Origin of the sequence: Pseudomonas sp. JUb42 (assembly GCF_024807945.1) — a bacterium.
GTDB lineage: Bacteria > Pseudomonadota > Gammaproteobacteria > Pseudomonadales > Pseudomonadaceae > Aquipseudomonas.
The window spans coordinates 337,819-354,623 of the sequence record NZ_JANUFD010000003.1; the positions used below are offsets into that span (position 1 = coordinate 337,819).

Below are 16,805 nucleotides of genomic sequence, written 5' to 3' on the forward strand. Positions count from 1 at the left end.
TATTTCAGGCGATGAAAATGCGTCGAAATCACCGACCTCTTCGCGAATGAATTCGCTCCCACAGCCGTGACGCTGCTCAGATCAACCCACGCTCCGCCATCGACAGCGGCTCTCCATCGCCGATGATCAGGTGATCCAGCACTTTCACATCAACCAGCCATAAGGCGTCCTTTAGCCGCCGGGTCAGTTCGATGTCGGCCTGACTCGGTTCGCTGACGCCGGAAGGATGGTTGTGGCAATTATGTAGTATGTCGTCACTACCGTTGCATAAGGTGATCGTAATGCACATTGCCTCCTCTGACATTCGTCTCAGAAAAATCACTGACCCCGAAGGCCGCGTCAGGCCCTATCTCGTAAGGGATGGCATACCGCTCGTCCTTCCAAACCTCTGGATCGATGAAGTCAGCTCGTCGGCAGGGCCAAATACGGCAGATGCCTACCTCCGGGACATCGCCTTGGTTTACCGTTGGGCTGCGACTGACGGATGCGTTCTTGAAGACCGACTTCGCAGACTTCAAGGTTTTTCGAGTCGGGAAATTTATGCTGTTGCCGAAGAGCTATGTAGAACAAGGCTAAAGAAAAAAGCTTCTAGGGCAACGTGCACTCGACGGTTTGAGTCGGTAAAGAGTTTTATTAGATACTGCTTCGATTTTTTTATTGAAATTAATCGATTAAACTTATCAGACCAGGCGCAGGCAGAGAAAAATTACACTAAGCAGATAATGAGTCTTCGTAGATTGATACGGCGTCACATCAATTCGGCTCAATTCGGCTCAGTCTCGACAGAGCTAAGTAATTCTGATCTTGCGGTAATCGAAAGCATAATCGATCCAGACTCCACGAAAAACCCTTTCAAAAGCCGTAATATAAAAATTAGAAATTATTGTCTTTTTCATGTTGCGATAGAGATTTTGGCTCGCAGGGGGGAGCTGGTGCTTTTGGAGGTCGAGGACGTTAATGCTTTTGGTGATCCGACAATCACCATAAAGCCACCCAGCGTGAATAATAAATTTAAGAGGTTGGACGGCGCAAGCTTAAAGACTAGAGGGCGTATGGTGCCAATAACCAATAAGCTCGCTAGAAATTTGAGAGAGTATCTAGATGTTGTCCGACCGCAGTTTTTAATTCCTAGAAGGCCTGCGAAAGCATTATTTCTTAGTGCGAGAGATGGCCGAAGGCTTTCAAGTTACACAATTAATCAGATAATAAAGACAATAGCTAGCCACCCTGACGTCGTTGAGATGAAAAAAAGGCTTCATCCCCATGCTCTTAGGGTTGCAGGTGCCAATCTCGTAAGGGATAAAATTACGGCAGCAGGTAAATCGTCTGGAATGGAAATTGTGGACGCGCTGAGCTACCTAGGGGGATGGGCGCAGGATAGTAATATGGTGGCAAAATACTCCCGTGCTTCAATATCTGAACGGCTAGGTTTTATACTGCGCGGTGGAAAATCAGGCTCGGATAATGACCAGGATAATTAATATGAGTAGCCTTAATCCCACAGAGCTTACAAGCGTTGTAAGCCAGCGTTTAGGCCTCGAGTTCGATAATTTCCCAGAAAGTATTGTAACTATCCACGGCCAAACAATTTCCGTGACAAATGAACTTGGTGAGTGGTCGGAATTCCTTACGTTCGAGTTGCTAGCTTATACAGTGCAAAGGTTAAAGTGGGGGGAGCGATTTCATGACGATGACTACATAGAGTGGATGTTCAGATCTTGGGTTTTAGACAAAGTTGAAGAAAACCTCAACCTGAAGGTGCTGCGTGCTGTGCAGGACATACTCTGCAATCTAATAATCGATGAGTCTACTCCAGACAAAGTAGAAGAAAAACTATTCCAATGGGCGAAATCCGCTGCGATCGAAAGTGCCACGGTCGAGTCTTCATCGTTACTTTGGGGCGTTCGTTTTTTTTATGAGTGGTGCCTGGATATAGGACTCCCTAATTTTAGTGAATACCGACAATTTGAATTAGATAGCATACGGCCCGCATGGCGTAACCAAGAATTGGCTGTCTTGATGAGAGACGCGAATATGGGGCCGTATACTAAGATTGAAATATCGTTGATAGAGGACGCAATGATTCGCTCCAAGCTAGTGGCGCCTTTTGAACTGGCACTTTTTTATCTAGCAAAAGATTGGGGATTGAGGCCTATCCAGCTTGCGTTGCTTCAGACTCAAGATTATGGAGTTGATGATTTAGGTCCTTATATAAGAGTGCCAAGTGTGAAGGGGATAAGGAGGGCAAAGTTACGACGTGCTCCGAGCAATATGGTAAAGAGGTATATCACAGATGAGACAGCAAAGGCTGTAGTACGTCAAATCGAGATAGCAAAAGATTCGGTGCAACCAAACCTTGCAAGTATCGCCTTCTTTGTCGGTTGGGAAAGCGCTCGCAAGCTGGGCATCCCAATATTTCCTAATAAGTACCGAACCCCGGCCCGGTTAGAGCGCTTGTGCCGCAATGAAAAACTAATAAATTATGCACTGCATCTGGATTCGGCTAGGCTTTCAAGAGTTATAAGGAAATTAACCTTTAAACTAAATATACCCGCTCCAAAGCGGATGAAAGACTCCGAGCCCAATAAAACACTGGAAATCACAGCTTATCGATTTAGGCGAACGAAAGGTACCTCAATGGTGCTAGGGGGCGCTACACCCGAAGAAGTGGCTGAAGCGTTGGATCATGTGAGCTCAGACTCCGTTCAGTACTACTTTAGATATAATCTGGATTTGCATGATTTCGTCAATAAGGCTCATGCCGCAAGTCCCGAAATCAACGCCGCTATAGATATGTGGACCGGAAAAATAGAGGGACTTGGTGAACCACGCATTGGAGAGTTAACCATAGGTTCGTTGGGAAAGTGCACATTAGGATCGGCTTGTCCTCATCACCCTACTGTCACCTGCTATGCATGCCCTAGTTTTCGGCCTAACAGGTCAGCAGATCACCGAGGGGCGCTAAAAAGTATAGAGCAGTTCCAAAGTATTATTGCTAGCTCGGCTACAGGTCCAGTAGTACAACAACTAGAGAATTCTATTTATGGCGCGAAAGCATTGATAATGGCTATTGAGGGGCAAGGGAATGACTAATAGCATTGCAGGATTTGTGCTGGAGGAGCAACAGAATGAAGCTATTCAAATATTTTCCAGCTTGAAGAAGGCTGGATTGGTGTCCGGTGAGTTTGAAGCGCCAGATTGGGGTTACAAATCAGCAAGTCTACGCTTCTTTGAAGTAAGGCCGGATCAACCAAAGCGCTTCGCAGCCTCTCCTCTCTCAAAAATTGCGACGGCAATTGCAAAGTGCTATATGGTGAAAAATCTGATATTACAGATGTCGCCAGAGTTGGCGGTAAGTCGATTGAATTCGTTTCGATGGTTGGCAAGGACCATCGGTGATAGGGACGACCTGTGGCAAGAAATGCCGATATCTGTGCTCAATGAAACAGTAGCTGAACTGAGGAAATATACCAAAGTAACCACTACCTACCATAGAGCAACAGCGTTATCTCACTTTGTCGGCTTTCTGAGCAACATGCAGGTCGAGTTAAACGGCACTACTCATAGGTACAGTCATAGATTGATAAAATGGAAGCACGGCATACCGAATCCTACCCGTGCTTCGTTAGAGCTCACATCACCAGAACATGAAGTGAAAAGGGCCGAACTATATGATGAGACTTTGCATAAAGCTATCGCCCAGGCTGCATTTTCTGTCAAGTCATCGCCCGAACTAGAAATTTCGCCTGGATTTGACCGAATTAGATTGGAAGCTCTTGCTTTTGCTTTGGCGCTTGGATTAAGGATCGGTGAAATTTGCAGTTTACCAAAAAGGGCTTTCCACTATGATGATGATACAGGACTTAGCAGTTTGATTGTGGCGATAGAAAAAGGCGCCCCGGGAGGAGCAATAGCCATCGCGAAAATATGGGAGGAAATTGTTAGGGATGCAGCAGCATATTTGTTAGATATGTGCTCCGCAGCTAGAAACCTAGCTAAGGAAATAGAAGACAATGGGTTTAAATTCATTACTGACAAGCTGCGCTCGTACCGGGATAAAAACCCCCTATCACATACCAAAATTCAGCAGCTAAGGTCTGTAGGGCTAGCAATTGATAATGCGTTCTACATTGACGAGATGGCTGAGTGTTTCAGTATTTCTTCAAAAGAGCTAGGTAGTGGAGGAAAATACGGCCATTGTCTAGTACCACTGCCTAAGGAAAGTGCTGCTAGGCTCGTTGCATGGTTCGATCTCCGCTTTTCGCGATGGGACTGGAGCCCGTTTACTACTCATTATAAAACTGGAGGATATCGTATTAGAGTGGAAGACCTGGTAAAAAGTATCCCTACTTCCAAGTCTAGCTTGACCAAAGCTTATTGGTTTATTGACGATTTGCGGGAGTTGCTCAGCGATATGCATAAAGCATCTGTCTTCGACCCTGATATTAAGATCGAGTTGAATAGTATTGATCTATGGCGTTCCCGCTGGGCTAAACTCAGGGAGTTAGCGCTAAGCAATCGGGGTGGAAAAACTACAGCTGTTGATGTGAGTAGATTTGTCAATACCTTGAAGACTGACTACACAGGCTATTTGTCGGCTCATTTCAAAGAGGAGTTCTCCAGCGAAGGTAACAGTTCTGGGGGCGGTTACTCTGGTAATAAGATGCGCCCTGGCATGGAGTCAAAACTGAGTGAGCATCTCATTGTAGTATGGCAGAATCAGTTCGATAGCAGAGGCGTCAGAGGGATAATCCCGCGCCCGATGCTGAGGGCAGATATTTATAATTTTCTGAGTAATAAAGGCGGAAAAAAAACTGTCTTTGAAAGGCTTGGAATACGAGATGATAAAGGAGAATATTATTCTGTTAGTCCACATCAAATTCGACGTTGGTTAACAACTGCACTGCTACGCTCAGGCCCAAATGAAGCCGCAATTGATTTATGGATGGGTCGGAAGCCTCACCAAACACGGCATTATGATTATCGAACCGCCAAGGAGCGAGCTGAATATGTTAGGGCTCAGTATACAAATAATGATAACCCTCCAAACGATGTGCTGGGTAGAAAAATAAAAATTTGGCGTCAAGAAAACATGGGCGAGAAAGAGATTGAATTATTAGTTATTGATAAGTTGAAGGCGTTGCACTTCACCCCTTGGGGGACTTGTTCTAGAGAGCTCTACATTTCACCTTGTACAAAAGGGTTGATGTGTCTAAGGGGGTTTGGGACTGGCAGTGCGTGTGATTCTTTCCATGTGGACCCTACAGACCTGCAAGCGAAGCAGGCAATTCAGACGTTGAAAGATAAGTACTCTATGATGCTTTCGGCAGTAACAAATAATATGCCTGGGCTTGTCGAAGATATTAAGGCCGAGCTTGACACGTCTGAAGCGCTCGATCAGCATGTTGTTTTTATGCTGGACGTTGTCAGTGGTTGCGATGAAGCGTTGCAGGCCTACGTCCAAGCAAACGATCAGGAGCAATAGTCTTGGCTATACAATCGAGCTGGCGTGAGAAAGCCTTATTGTTTCTTGATAAGTATGATTCCAGTTCGGGTGATAAAATTAACCAAACTGCTCTTGCAAGAGCGCTAGGTATATCTCGACAAACGTTGTGGAGAGACAAAACGATACGGACTAGGCTGCTTGAGCTAAGTGTCAGTAGTGGGAGTGGAAGTGGGAGGAGAAAGAATAGAGATTCTAGAATTGATGATCTAGAGAAGAAAATCCGAATTGTCAAATATGAGAATGGCCTTTTGATACAAAGCTTTTTGCTCGCTTGTAGACGCTTGCGTGAGAGTGGGTTAGATCCGCAGAGTTATTTGGCGCAATCAGCGTCGGAGATTGAGGCCGCTTTTCCAAATTGGACTGCTAAACGAATATTTGACTTTGAATAAATTGATTGGTATGAAAAGTATATGCAGGCTTTTTGAACTATAATCAATTACACAGACGGTGTCGTGGAAATGATGGCTGTATTGCTCCAGCTTTTTGCAGTGCGCTTCTAATAAATATCGCTAAATTTTTCGCGTAAGAATTCTCATGCGGTGTGAATAGTGGATGTGTTATATCAGAATGGCATCCGTAATTCCTTACTGACTAAGCACCCGCAATTCTGAATTTCCCACTCACTTGGTGGACGACCTCGACTATTCGAGTTGCATTAAGAAAGGCCCCGATGGGGCCTTTTTGATAACGCTCGTTGCTGAAGCCTTAGGCCTTGAGCCAGGACTCAACCACATCGCCGCCGTGTTCGGCTTTCCACTCTTTAAGCTGCTTGTGATTACCGCCTTTGGTCTCGATCACTTCGCCGGTGTGCGGATTGTGGTACTGCTTGATCTGGCGTGCGCGACGTTTGCCCTTTGTAGGTGCCGCAATACCCACAGGGCCACGGCGGGTTGCTGCGCTTGGATCGAGCAGCGAGATGATGTCGCGCAAGCTGTAGCTGTAATCGGCCAGCAGCACACGCAGCTTTTGTTCGAATTCGATTTCGCGTTGCAGGCCGGAATCACCCTTCATCGACTCCAGGGCGGCCAATTGTTCGGCAAGGTGTTTTTCAAGTTCGCGGTATTCAGCGAGTTTGGACATGTGCAGCTCCTTTTGTGATGCATTCAGCTTATCGCATTGCTTGATCTAGCGCTTATCCAGGTGTAGCGGCAACGGGACAAAATGGTGTTCTGTAGTGCGGTCTCAGACGTTTGTATGGCCTGCCAGGTGGCGCCGTGGCATTTTCCGTGAACACCGGATGGGGCCTGCTGATAACCTTGTCAGGAGGCCCCGGACTGACTCTCTCCAGATCGAGCACGATTCCCGTGCAATCCCGACAGAGAGGCCGCATGACCACCCGCCGCGCTACTTCGCTTCGCCCTGGACAATTTAAGCACCTTATCCGCGTTGCATCCGGACTGGCCGCATGCCAGAGCGTGATGTGATGCTGTTGTGGCTCACCCACACCACCGGGATTCGTGTCACCGAGCTGGCTTTGCTGGAGGTAGCCGACGTGCTCTATCCCAGCAGTGCCATCAAACCCGAGGTCTACTTGCGGGCTGACATCACCAAGGGCTGCCGACCGCGCAATGTGTACCTGACCCATGCCCGCTGCCTCGCCGCGCTCGATGCGTGGCTTGCCGTGCGCCTACAACGCCGCTGGGGCTTCTCCGGCGCCGATGAGTATCGTGGGCTTCGCCCAGTATCAAAGCTAGTCATGACGCACAAAGGGCAAGCCTTTGAACTGGCGTTCAAGCACCGCCAGTTGGACGGCGGGCCAATGGCCTACCGGGCCTGCGATGCGCTGCAACAGACGATCAACAGGCTCTACAGGCAGGCCGGTATCAAACAGGGGTCATCTCACAGCGGCAGGCGCTCACTGGAGGCAAAGGTGCTGGCCGCAACCGGCGACGTTGAGACGGTGCAGACCATTCCATTCCTGTCTTGATCACAGCAAGCCTTATTTAACCGTCGACCAAGCGACAATTCGGCACGTATTCGAGGTTGCACTGGCATAGCGACATCAGTAGTGTTTGTTGGATTCATCCATGACCTTCACAAGGAAGCGAATGTGTCTCCAGACGACGTCCCTGAAGTCAATCTGAGTGAATTTGCAACGCTGATTGGCTTAGAACGAATCGCCCCTGGCCGCTACAGCGTGTTGCTGGCTGCAAACCTTTTGGGAGGTGCCCTTTCAGGCGTTCAAAACCCCGCCAAAATAGTCCATGAAATTGAGCTACTGGAAAAAAATGAACTGGGGCAGTTCAAGCCACCGATCAAGAACCGTCACCCACCGCTTAAGGGCCTCTGGCATAAGCACTACCTGCAGGACGGGTTAGCTTCTTTCGCGAAAAATGTGGAAAAAGGTCTAAACCAATGCGGCATGCCATTTTTTGAAAAAAAGATTCAGGAGGCAAAGGACGCTGGTGAATTACGTTATCTAACCCCAGAAGATGTTCCGGCTCTTGTCGACGATGTCATCAGTGGAAATCGACATCGACTTGCCATAAGACAGGCATTGAGCGGCGAGTGGATCGTTTTTGCGAAGTACGAAGATCAGAATTACTACCTGACAATCGCAACTCATGACAGCGCTACTCATGATCGCGTCCGAGAGCAAATTAATGAGGTCTGCTGCAAAGAATTTCCTTTCTTAGTCCAACTGCTCAATGAAGCATGAATATCGGCTACCGCGCCCATGGGCTTGCTGGCTGCTGCTTCCCAGGTCGACAAGTCACCCCGTCCACCACCAGCTCCACGAACAACGGAAAACTAGAGTAATGACCCAAAATAACAGCACAGGTCTCGACCAAACGCTTGCTCGCATGCTGGTGGTGGCGCAGATCGTGTCGATCTTAGCGATTCCAATTGTGCTTGCGCTAGTAGGATTTTGGGTACAGCAAAGCCTGCAGGACCAGCAGATCAAACGCGATTACGTGAATTTAGCTGTCTCGTTGTTGCTGCCTAAAAAGGAAGGAGAGCAAGAGCCGCCTAGAGAACTAAGAAAATGGGCCGCAGAGCTACTGAGCAATTCGTCCCCGGTGAAGCTCACAGACGATCAGCTCATTGCTATTGAAAGGGGAGGACTGAGATTGAAGCCGGGTGATCTTCTCTTTTTCAACGTCTCCGGAAAACGACATGAGGGAATTTATTTAGGAGACGATGACTTCATCCGCTCAATCCGCGCAGGTGATGAATCAAATCCATTGCACAAACCATCAAAGTAAGTAGGAAATCCCGCCCAGGTACAAGGAGCGTTGAATGTCTTGGTTAAAACGATTATTCGGTAAGGCAGCGACTGTACATCAACCTGAGTCTGGAGCTGGACGGGTCGAGAAATCGGAGCCGGAGCTCCGTCTTTCGGCCAACGATGATCCTCTGTACCGGGCCGCTGCAAACTTCGTGAGGTCGTCCGGCAGTTGCAGCGTCTCAGCGATTCAGCGGCACCTCAAGATTGGCTACAACCGAGCGGCTACTTTGATCGAGTGTTTGGAAAATGATTTAGTCATTTCGCCCACGTCATCTGGCGGAAGCCGCCATGTATTAACCGAGATTGAACGTCAGGCCGCAAGCCTGTTACCGAGTAAGGCCGAGCTTGAACAGCAGCGAATCGATGTCGAAACCGCCCAGCGCTTGTCCTATCTGCTCGAAAAACACGGCGATACTCAATTGGTCTCGCGCATTATGAGCGGCGCGATTTGGGAAACCATGACCTCTGAGCAGTTGTACGACAGCGTTGGCCAGCCTGAGGCGTTTGACCAAAAATACCTAAAGAGCAAGTCCCGCGAAGTATGGAAATACGACCACCTAGGTGCTAATCGATACGGCCTACGAGTCACGCTTGAAAATGGGACGGTCGTCGGCTGGGATTCGAAGTCGTGAGGCTCTCACCGAGTACACCCAAGCCCCGCAGTCAACGTGGGGCTGAGCCAGTAGAGGCTCCGGGAAGCCCGGTTGCCAGGAAGGAACTCTACGCATGAAAGCCCGTATCACACTCATGGCATCCGCTTTGGGCCTGTTGTCGCTCACTGGTTGTGCAACGTCTCTCGACTCCGGCGCAGAGAAGGTTCAAATCGTCACCGCCACTCAGAAAGAGCGTTTGTGTCAGTCGCTCGGCGTCGTCAGCACAGAACAGCGCATCGGTCCCAACAAGCCGAGCAATGCGATGAACAAGGCAATCAATGAGGTTGCTCGTAAGGGTGGGAATGGCATCTTCATTGTGTCGAGCAACCTAGACTGGGCAGAAGGCGCATCGGTTACTGCCGAAGCGTTGCAATGCAAGTTCTAGCCCACTCAGATAAGTAGGAAAATCCCGCACCAGGTCATCCAGCTGCACCCCAAGCCTCGCCGTCAACGCGGGGCCGGGTCATTAGAAGGGCGTAGATTTTCGCGTCCGCGAAAAATCAGGGAAGGAAACCATTGGACCATAGCAACGTTGCCCTTGCCTTTAGGGGATAGGTACGCCTGGAATCAGCAAAACCTTCAAATCAACCCATCGACCAAGCTGCATCGATCAACGCAGAACCGAAAAGCCACGCAACGTGGTGAATAGGTTCTGAGGGTGAGGGACAACGTCGACATCTTCGAGCCTGAAATTCCGACTTTTTCAACAGAATCGGCCATAAGCAGTCGTTCACGGGAGGCAGCTGTCGACCGGAGGCGGCCGGTGGATACCGTTAGAAACCGACCAGTTTACCTATTTATCATTTCTTTCATTCGAGCACTGAGTTGAACTCTGTGGAGGCTTCGCCTCACTCATGCAAACATGAACCTACCGTGCAAACGTAGGAAGGGAAATTTTTGGTGCGCACGCTAAAGAACATGAGCACGCTTCAAGGCATGGTTTTCTCTCAAGGGCAAGCATCTAAACTGACGCCAACGTTTGAGCATCCCTTACCCAAAGAGCTTGCCTGCGTAGATGACGCTCGCGCGACCGTACTCAATCCGTTACCCTCGTAAAAAATTAAATCATACCCAGCGGAGCCCAAGTCACAATGGAAAGTGTGATCGATAAACTCACAAAAAACATCAACGAATCTGTCGAGCAAAACGCTGCTCCATTCATAACATATATTATAGGTAATAATGGAACAGGGAAAAGTAGACTACTTGCCAAAATATGCGAGCTATATGAAAACCTTAAAACGAGCGACGTTCGCTCGATCCTATGCATCAGCAACTCCATAACAGATCGTTTTGTATTTGGCGACGGACATAGGAGGAAATACTTAGGCGCGCGCAATGTAGGTAATGCCATTTTTAAGAGTTCGATTGATCGCGAAATAGCGAAATATTTAATTAGAGGTCTGAAGCCTGGGAAAACTGTTTACCTTGAACAACTTTGGAAATTGTTTGGCCTTGAGTTCTCCATTAACTTTCCTGATGAGGTCAAGCGTCGCTACAAAAGATCCAACCTTTCCGCAACTGTAGATAACAGAAAACTTAAAAATACTGCGATCGAGAATATAATAGACGAAGAAGGCAGAGCATGGATTGGGCAAATTATTGAAAATGGAGTTGAAATCAACAAAATCACACTGAAGCAAGCTAAATACTTAAGTGCGTACTTTGGCTTAAACCCTGAGGTTCAGCTTTTTACCGAAAGAGATAATAAAATACTCAGCTATTCAGAGCTAAGCTCCGGGGAGCAAAACAGAATTGCCACCGCATTAAAGATCATTGCAAATGCCGAAAACAATACATTGGTGCTGATCGATGAGCCCGAAATTAGTCTGCACTTAAGATGGCAAATGGATTTTCATAATTTCATAACTGAAATCATGTCAGAGCATCAAAACTATCACGTATTGATAGCTACGCACTCGCCTATCATCGTCTCTGAGGCAGCCAAAGACCCAGAGACAGACGCTATAATTGTACTTCAATCCGCAACTATGGCTATGGCAGTCAGCAGCAATCAACTTGAGTACATCGAATACAAATCTAAAAACTCAGAGTCATTTGGAAGCTGCGAAGAGCTTACTCTTGACCTCTTTGATACTGCGACTTATAACACCACCGCCATTGATCATAAAATCACGGAGGTAATACTTGATGCCACCGAGTCTGGCGAGTCAATTCAGCATGGAATAAGGGAACTCAATGAGCTAATATATAAGGCGGGGATATCTGATGATAAAATTCTTACTATAAAGGAAGCCATTGGTTTAATTGAAAGATATGCCAAGGGAATGTCAATGTGAAAAATATAGCTGATAAGACAGAACGTAAAACGCTAAAGAAGCTACAAGACTTAATCAACAGTCGCTCAATAAAGCCAAGTGAGGCCTGGGGCTGCTTCTCAAACCCTAAATCTGTACATGCGTTCAAAAAATACACTGTGAACTTTACCGATGAAGAGATAAAAAGCCTTAATGAATTACGGGAAAAAGTCAAAAAAATCCTTAAACAAAAAATCAGCAAAAGATGCGCTTATTGCAAAAGAGCAATGGGGCAGCATGGAATGTCATGGAATATTGAACACATACGTTGCAAATCTAAGCACCCAAAAATGACCTTTGCATTAAACAATCTTACGTACGCTTGCCTAGACTGTAACTTGGTAAAAAACAACGCAGTGGATAATAAGGCAAACTATATATTTGATATCATAGATCCAAATTCCAAAGGATTCAGGTACGGGGAAAATATTGGTTTCCTTCAGCTATCTACCGACAGCATCCATGTTCTAAAGTACAAGCCTATGAGCAAGGCAGGCAATAAAACTTACGAGAAACTTAAATTCAGAGAACTTGAACATATTGAACTACTTTGCAGTCTGAATGACACGATAGGGTCGCTCTGCGACAGAATAGATGAAAGACTCCCACGTTTGGCATCTTCAGATGATACATTAGAGCTGGCAGAGTTTTTACAAAACATGAAATTTAGGCTTATCTAGGATTTTCAATCCACTCTAACAATGCGGCCATCGGCGCCTGTGACGAGGACAGTCTTGCGCTTTTATATGCGTGCATTACTTTCCGTCCTCATGCGTTTTACTCAATTAGGTGAATGACAGGTTGCCTCTCCTTTAGAAACGTTAGCGAGTGCGCACTCTATTTTTCTGGGTATTTTTAGCCGTTTACCGCGCTTCGCGACAGGCGGCAATCGGCCAGAAGCTGACACTCAAACGGCGCTCTACCCATTGCTGGGGCCATAGATCGCTGGCAGCCCCCTCCAATGCATTCTACAAATACCAGTGGTGGCTAGAGTGTTTAGCGCATTGACATCACCTATGTAATAAATCCTTGTTTTCGTATTGGTTTCCGAAAATAGCATGAGCACTCACCGTGTACTTTCGTAGATACATCGACTTATCCATGTTGTAGACGATTATCCACAGGAAGTTTAGTGTGGCCTAGGTCTTATAGGCAGGAAGATAGTGAGAAGACCGATCAACGGGAGAAATGAACAAATCTTGTACACAAATTCGATACTTGTCCAATCCGCAAGTAACCCTAGTATTGCTGAGCCAACGCCGCCCATGCCAAAAGCCAGGCCAAAGAAAAGCCCCGAGACCATGCCAACGCGGCCTGGTAATAGTTCATGGGCATATACAACTATGGCTGAAAACGCAGAAGACAAGATGAAGCCGATAAGCAAGCTAAGGCCAATCGTCGCATCAAGTCCCATATAGGGTAGGGCAAGGGTAAACGGTAAAACGCCCAGTATTGAACCCCAGATGACTTTTTTCCGTCCCACACGGTCTCCAATAGGCCCACCAATAAACCCACCCGCTGCAGACGCCGCTAAAAACATGAAGAGGTAGACCTGCGCTGACTCGACAGCGACATGGAAGTGGCTAACCAGATAGAAGGTGTAATAGCTCGTAATGCTGGCAAGGTAAAAAAATTTAGAAAATATGAGCGCGATCAGTACAGCGAGTGCGAGCTTTATCTGTTTTGCCGAGAAATGAGGCGTAACGGCAAAGGACGCCCGATCTCGGCGCGCCGGTAGATGCTTTTCAGATCTACTGGCAATCATAGTCAGCACAGCGATGCCGGCCAATGCCAAAAGGGCTACACAGCTCAAGCTTTCATGACCTCGCGGCAGTATGAAAAATGCTGCCAGCAACGGGCCTAACGACGATCCGACACTTCCACCCACTTGAAAAATCGATTGGGCTAAGCCATGAGCCCCGCCTGCCGCGACGTGTGCAATACGTGATGCTTCGGGATGGAAGATCGAAGACCCAGCGCCTAGCATCACCGCGCCTAGCAAAAGGCCAATGTAAGTAGGCGCCAACGCAAGAACGAACATTCCTGTCATGGTGAAGGCCATGCCGACCGGCAGTAAGTAAGGTGTTGGATGACGATCAGTATATCGTCCAATCAGGGGCTGAAGCAGTGAGGCGGTAACCTGATACGTGAGAGTCAAAGATCCGATCTGCGCGAAACTTAGATCGAACCCTCCCTTAAGTATTGGATAGATTGCCGGAAGCAGTGCTTGCATCAAGTCGTTCAGCAGATGGCAAAAGCTTATAGCCCCCAGAATTGAGTAAATCGTAGGGCCCGGAGAAGAAGCGGCGGTGTGCGTCACGTGAGGATCCTTTGTAGAAAAGGGTTGAAGAATTGACCTATCCAAGCTTCAGCTAAGAATCACTCGCGTTCCACTTCAATTGGGGCTATTTTTTACTAGAGTGGGCCAAATATGAGAAAGCCGTGAAAGAGGCGTTGGATGGTGTAGTGCGCCCAGTGTTGGCACTAGAGAACCAGTACGCAGATGGGGACGCGCTCGCGGCGCATCATCATGAACGTGGTCAGTTGCTGTACGGTGCGTCCGGGGCAGTGATGGTGCGTACTGTACAAGGCACCTGGGTGATGCCTCCCCAGCGTGGAATATGGATTCCTCCTGGCGTTGTTCATGAGGTTCGTATGCTCGGAGAGGTCAGGACGTACAGCCTTTACCTGGAACCGGAGGCGTCGGCCAGGATGCCGACACGTTGTGAAGTGGTTGGCATTACTCGGTTTATGCGCAGCCTGATGTGTGAGGCAGTGGAGCTGTCAGCATCGTATGATCTCGACGGCCGTGCTGGCGCGCTCATGACACTCATTCAGTATGAGATGAAGCAGCTGTCAGTACTGCCTCTCTCGCTGCCTATTCCGGCGCACGACCTGCTTGCAAAACGCTGCCGTGACTTTCTTGGGAATCCAAGTCCACATGACACTATTGATCAATGGAGTGATGCGCTCGGGGTAAGTCGGCACACTTTCACGCGACTTTTTCGTAGAGAAACGGGCATGAGTCTGGCCGCCTGGCGGCAGCAAGCGTGTTTGATCGTTGCGTTACCCCGGCTCATCGCAGGAGAGAGGGTCACGTCCGTGGCACTTGAATTGGGATACGACAATCCCGCTGCTTTCACTACCATGTTCAAACGTGTGCTTGGGACTTCGCCGCGAAACTATCTCTCGCTCAGAAAGCTGGAAGAGTCATTCTAGAATGCCGGCGAATTCGGGTGCGGTAGCCAATATTGGCTCGATTCGCTTGATGATGTTTCACCGCTGCGACCCTACCTAGAAAATTCGACTCATTCGCAGGGCAGTATCCATGTATTGTTGGCACTAAATGACTGGCCGCAGTGGGTCGAAAGCAGTCTTTCATGACAGGCTCAGATCGCCGAAGTACGAGATGACAGCCTTGCCAAGACACTCCTCTTTTTACCGGGCAAAGAATGGCGGCTTCGCGATAAATCTCCACAGAGGGGCGGCCAGCACATCGGTTAGCCCTAAACGCTGTACAACCTCGTCGCCCAACCAGTAGAGTGAGAAGCATTATCAGTACCACATCGTGAGCCGCCATGCAGGACGCTATCCACTCTTCCTCAGTCGGGCAGTTGTACAAGCAACATCACAGCTGGCTCCAAGGGTGGTTACATCGGCGGCTAAGACACAGTGCGGATGCAGAGGATCTGGCGCACGATACTTTCCTGAGAGTGCTGCATACCCCGCAAAAGGCCATTGAGCTGCGTCAACCCATGGCGTTTCTCGCAACCATCGCCAACGGCTTGCTGATTAATCGATGGCGTCGCCAGGCCATTGAGCAAGCTTACCTACAAGCCTTGGCGGCACGGCCCGAAGACGTCGAACCCTCCCCGGAAGAGCGTCACCTGACAATTGAAACACTGCTTGAGCTGGACTCGCTGTTGCTGGGGCTCTCAGTTGCAGTGCGACAGATATTCTTGATGTCCCAGCTCGACGGCATGACCTATCCGCAGATTGCCGTGCAGCTGGGGTTGACGGTGCCGCAGGTACAGCGGGCCATGACTAAAGCATTCAGCGTCTGCTATGCGAGCCGGTTCGAATGAGCGGCGCCGTTGAACCTAAGGTGCGCGACAGCGCCATCCATTGGATGGTCAGGTTGCAGTCCGGGGTCATGAGCGCGGATGAGCAAGAGGCATTTCAACGATGGCGGGACGCCAATGACGCACATGCCCAAGCCTGGCAACGGGTGGCAAGCCTTGCCTTGCCCCGTCAACCGGGCGCCGATCTGTTGCGTGACCCAACCGCCCGCAAGGCGCTGGAATCCGCCGGACCGGAAATGCAACATCGTCGGCAGTTACTCAAGCGTATGGTGGTGCTGGGACTTCTAGGAGCAGCTACCTGGCAGAGCGCAGACTCTACGACCTTGCGGGCAGCATTCGCCAATTACCAAACCGGTACCGGTGAACGCCGCAAGTGGACGCTCGCGGATGGCAGCGCGCTCTGGCTTAACACTGCAAGCGCGGTCAATCTGGACTTCAATCCTTCCGTGCGCGGATTGCGTCTGATCGAAGGTGAACTGTCCTTGATCTCAGCGCCTGATGCGCGTGCACTGCAATTGCTGACGGCTGATGCGTTGCTGCGGACAACGGACTCACAATTTCTCGTGCGTCACGACAGACAAGGCACGCTGGTCACCGTACTGAAAGGACAGGTCAAGGTTCAGTCGCGACGCAATCAAACATTTGTACCGCTTGAAGCGGGCTGGCAAACCCGGGTTGATAACGCTGGAATCGAAACCGCCAGTCGCGCGGATTTACCGGCTGCTCAAGCCTGGTTGCGCGGAACTCTGCCTGCCGAACGCATGCGGCTGGATGATCTATTGGCAGAGCTGTCACGCTACCGTCCGGGCGTGCTGCGCTGCCACGAACAGGTTGCGGGGTTGCGGCTGACGGGAAGTTTTTCACTCGACAACACCGACGCGGCCTTGACCCTGATGGCTCGTTCCCTGCCGGTACGTATCGAACGGCTGACACGCTATTGGGTCACCGTGATGCCCGCCTGAATTATTTTTTCGCCCGACCCGTAGTTTTTTAAATCTCACTTGGCCTTTAGGCATC

Annotated in this window: 15 protein-coding genes and 1 pseudogene; 13 read left to right on the top strand and 3 right to left on the bottom strand. The window is 49.0% G+C overall.

The genetic code is table 11. The features are described from left to right. Window positions 1–76: 76 nt before the first annotated feature. Window positions 77–235 (bottom strand): annotated as a pseudogene (locus M2401_RS08120) (JAB domain-containing protein); the annotation flags it as partial. Between the two features lie 46 nt (window positions 236–281). On the opposite strand from M2401_RS08120, the gene M2401_RS08125 reads away from it, so the two are divergent. From M2401_RS08125 to M2401_RS08135, 3 genes are read left to right on the top strand one after another with little or no spacing between them, the layout of a single operon-like run. Further along, window positions 282–1,481, top strand: a complete 1,200-nt coding sequence (locus M2401_RS08125) for a tyrosine-type recombinase/integrase (RefSeq protein ID WP_259101368.1) — start codon at window positions 282–284, stop codon at window positions 1,479–1,481. A 1-nt stretch (window position 1,482) separates the two neighbouring features. After that, window positions 1,483–3,093, top strand: a complete 1,611-nt coding sequence (locus M2401_RS08130; RefSeq protein WP_259101370.1) for a site-specific integrase — start codon at window positions 1,483–1,485, stop codon at window positions 3,091–3,093. Continuing rightward, complete coding sequence (locus tag M2401_RS08135; protein WP_259101371.1) at window positions 3,086–5,485, top strand: hypothetical protein; 2,400 nt, start codon at window positions 3,086–3,088, stop codon at window positions 5,483–5,485. The genes M2401_RS08130 and M2401_RS08135 overlap by 8 nt, the downstream gene beginning before the upstream one ends. A gap of 726 nt (window positions 5,486–6,211) precedes the next feature. On the opposite strand, the gene M2401_RS08140 is transcribed toward M2401_RS08135, so the two are convergent. Beyond that, complete coding sequence (locus M2401_RS08140) at window positions 6,212–6,586, bottom strand: histone-like nucleoid-structuring protein, MvaT/MvaU family (RefSeq protein WP_259101374.1); 375 nt, start codon at window positions 6,584–6,586, stop codon at window positions 6,212–6,214. 325 nt (window positions 6,587–6,911) lie between these two features. On the opposite strand from M2401_RS08140, the gene M2401_RS08145 reads away from it, so the two are divergent. From M2401_RS08145 to M2401_RS08175, 7 genes are all read left to right on the top strand, one after another. Then, window positions 6,912–7,433, top strand: a complete 522-nt coding sequence (locus M2401_RS08145) for a tyrosine-type recombinase/integrase (RefSeq protein ID WP_259101376.1) — start codon at window positions 6,912–6,914, stop codon at window positions 7,431–7,433. 123 nt (window positions 7,434–7,556) lie between these two features. Further along, complete coding sequence (locus M2401_RS08150; protein ID WP_259101379.1) at window positions 7,557–8,165, top strand: hypothetical protein; 609 nt, start codon at window positions 7,557–7,559, stop codon at window positions 8,163–8,165. Between the two features lie 100 nt (window positions 8,166–8,265). After that, window positions 8,266–8,712: an NlpC/P60 family protein gene (locus tag M2401_RS34440; protein ID WP_409033888.1), complete on the top strand. Its 447-nt coding sequence runs from the start codon at window positions 8,266–8,268 to the stop codon at window positions 8,710–8,712. A 34-nt stretch (window positions 8,713–8,746) separates the two neighbouring features. Continuing rightward, a complete protein-coding gene (locus M2401_RS08160) occupies window positions 8,747–9,367 on the top strand; it encodes a DNA translocase FtsK (protein ID WP_259101381.1) in 621 nt (206 codons plus the stop codon). 94 nt (window positions 9,368–9,461) lie between these two features. After that, entirely contained in the window at window positions 9,462–9,773 is a 312-nt protein-coding gene (locus M2401_RS08165) for a DUF4156 domain-containing protein (RefSeq protein WP_259101384.1), read from the top strand. 706 nt (window positions 9,774–10,479) lie between these two features. Next, complete coding sequence (locus M2401_RS08170; RefSeq protein WP_259101385.1) at window positions 10,480–11,688, top strand: ATP-binding protein; 1,209 nt, start codon at window positions 10,480–10,482, stop codon at window positions 11,686–11,688. Next, complete coding sequence (locus M2401_RS08175; protein ID WP_259101388.1) at window positions 11,685–12,386, top strand: HNH endonuclease; 702 nt, start codon at window positions 11,685–11,687, stop codon at window positions 12,384–12,386. The genes M2401_RS08170 and M2401_RS08175 overlap by 4 nt, the downstream gene beginning before the upstream one ends. A gap of 449 nt (window positions 12,387–12,835) precedes the next feature. On the opposite strand, the gene M2401_RS08180 is transcribed toward M2401_RS08175, so the two are convergent. Further along, the gene (locus M2401_RS08180; RefSeq protein ID WP_409033896.1) at window positions 12,836–13,990 is read right to left on the bottom strand and encodes an MFS transporter; all 1,155 of its coding nucleotides are present in this window, start codon (window positions 13,988–13,990) and stop codon (window positions 12,836–12,838) included. Between the two features lie 158 nt (window positions 13,991–14,148). Here M2401_RS08180 and M2401_RS08185 point away from each other — a divergent pair, with 158 nt between their 5' ends. The 3 genes from M2401_RS08185 to M2401_RS08195 all read left to right on the top strand — a co-directional run bounded on the left by M2401_RS08185 (window position 14,149) and on the right by M2401_RS08195 (window position 16,750). After that, window positions 14,149–14,925 (top strand): helix-turn-helix domain-containing protein, encoded by a 777-nt coding sequence (locus M2401_RS08185; RefSeq protein WP_259101391.1) that lies wholly within the window; start codon window positions 14,149–14,151, stop codon window positions 14,923–14,925. A 359-nt stretch (window positions 14,926–15,284) separates the two neighbouring features. Further along, window positions 15,285–15,791: a sigma-70 family RNA polymerase sigma factor gene (locus M2401_RS08190; protein ID WP_259101392.1), complete on the top strand. Its 507-nt coding sequence runs from the start codon at window positions 15,285–15,287 to the stop codon at window positions 15,789–15,791. Next, window positions 15,788–16,750: a FecR domain-containing protein gene (locus M2401_RS08195; RefSeq protein WP_259101394.1), complete on the top strand. Its 963-nt coding sequence runs from the start codon at window positions 15,788–15,790 to the stop codon at window positions 16,748–16,750. Before M2401_RS08190 ends, M2401_RS08195 begins: the two co-directional genes overlap by 4 nt. Window positions 16,751–16,805 lie beyond the last annotated feature (55 nt).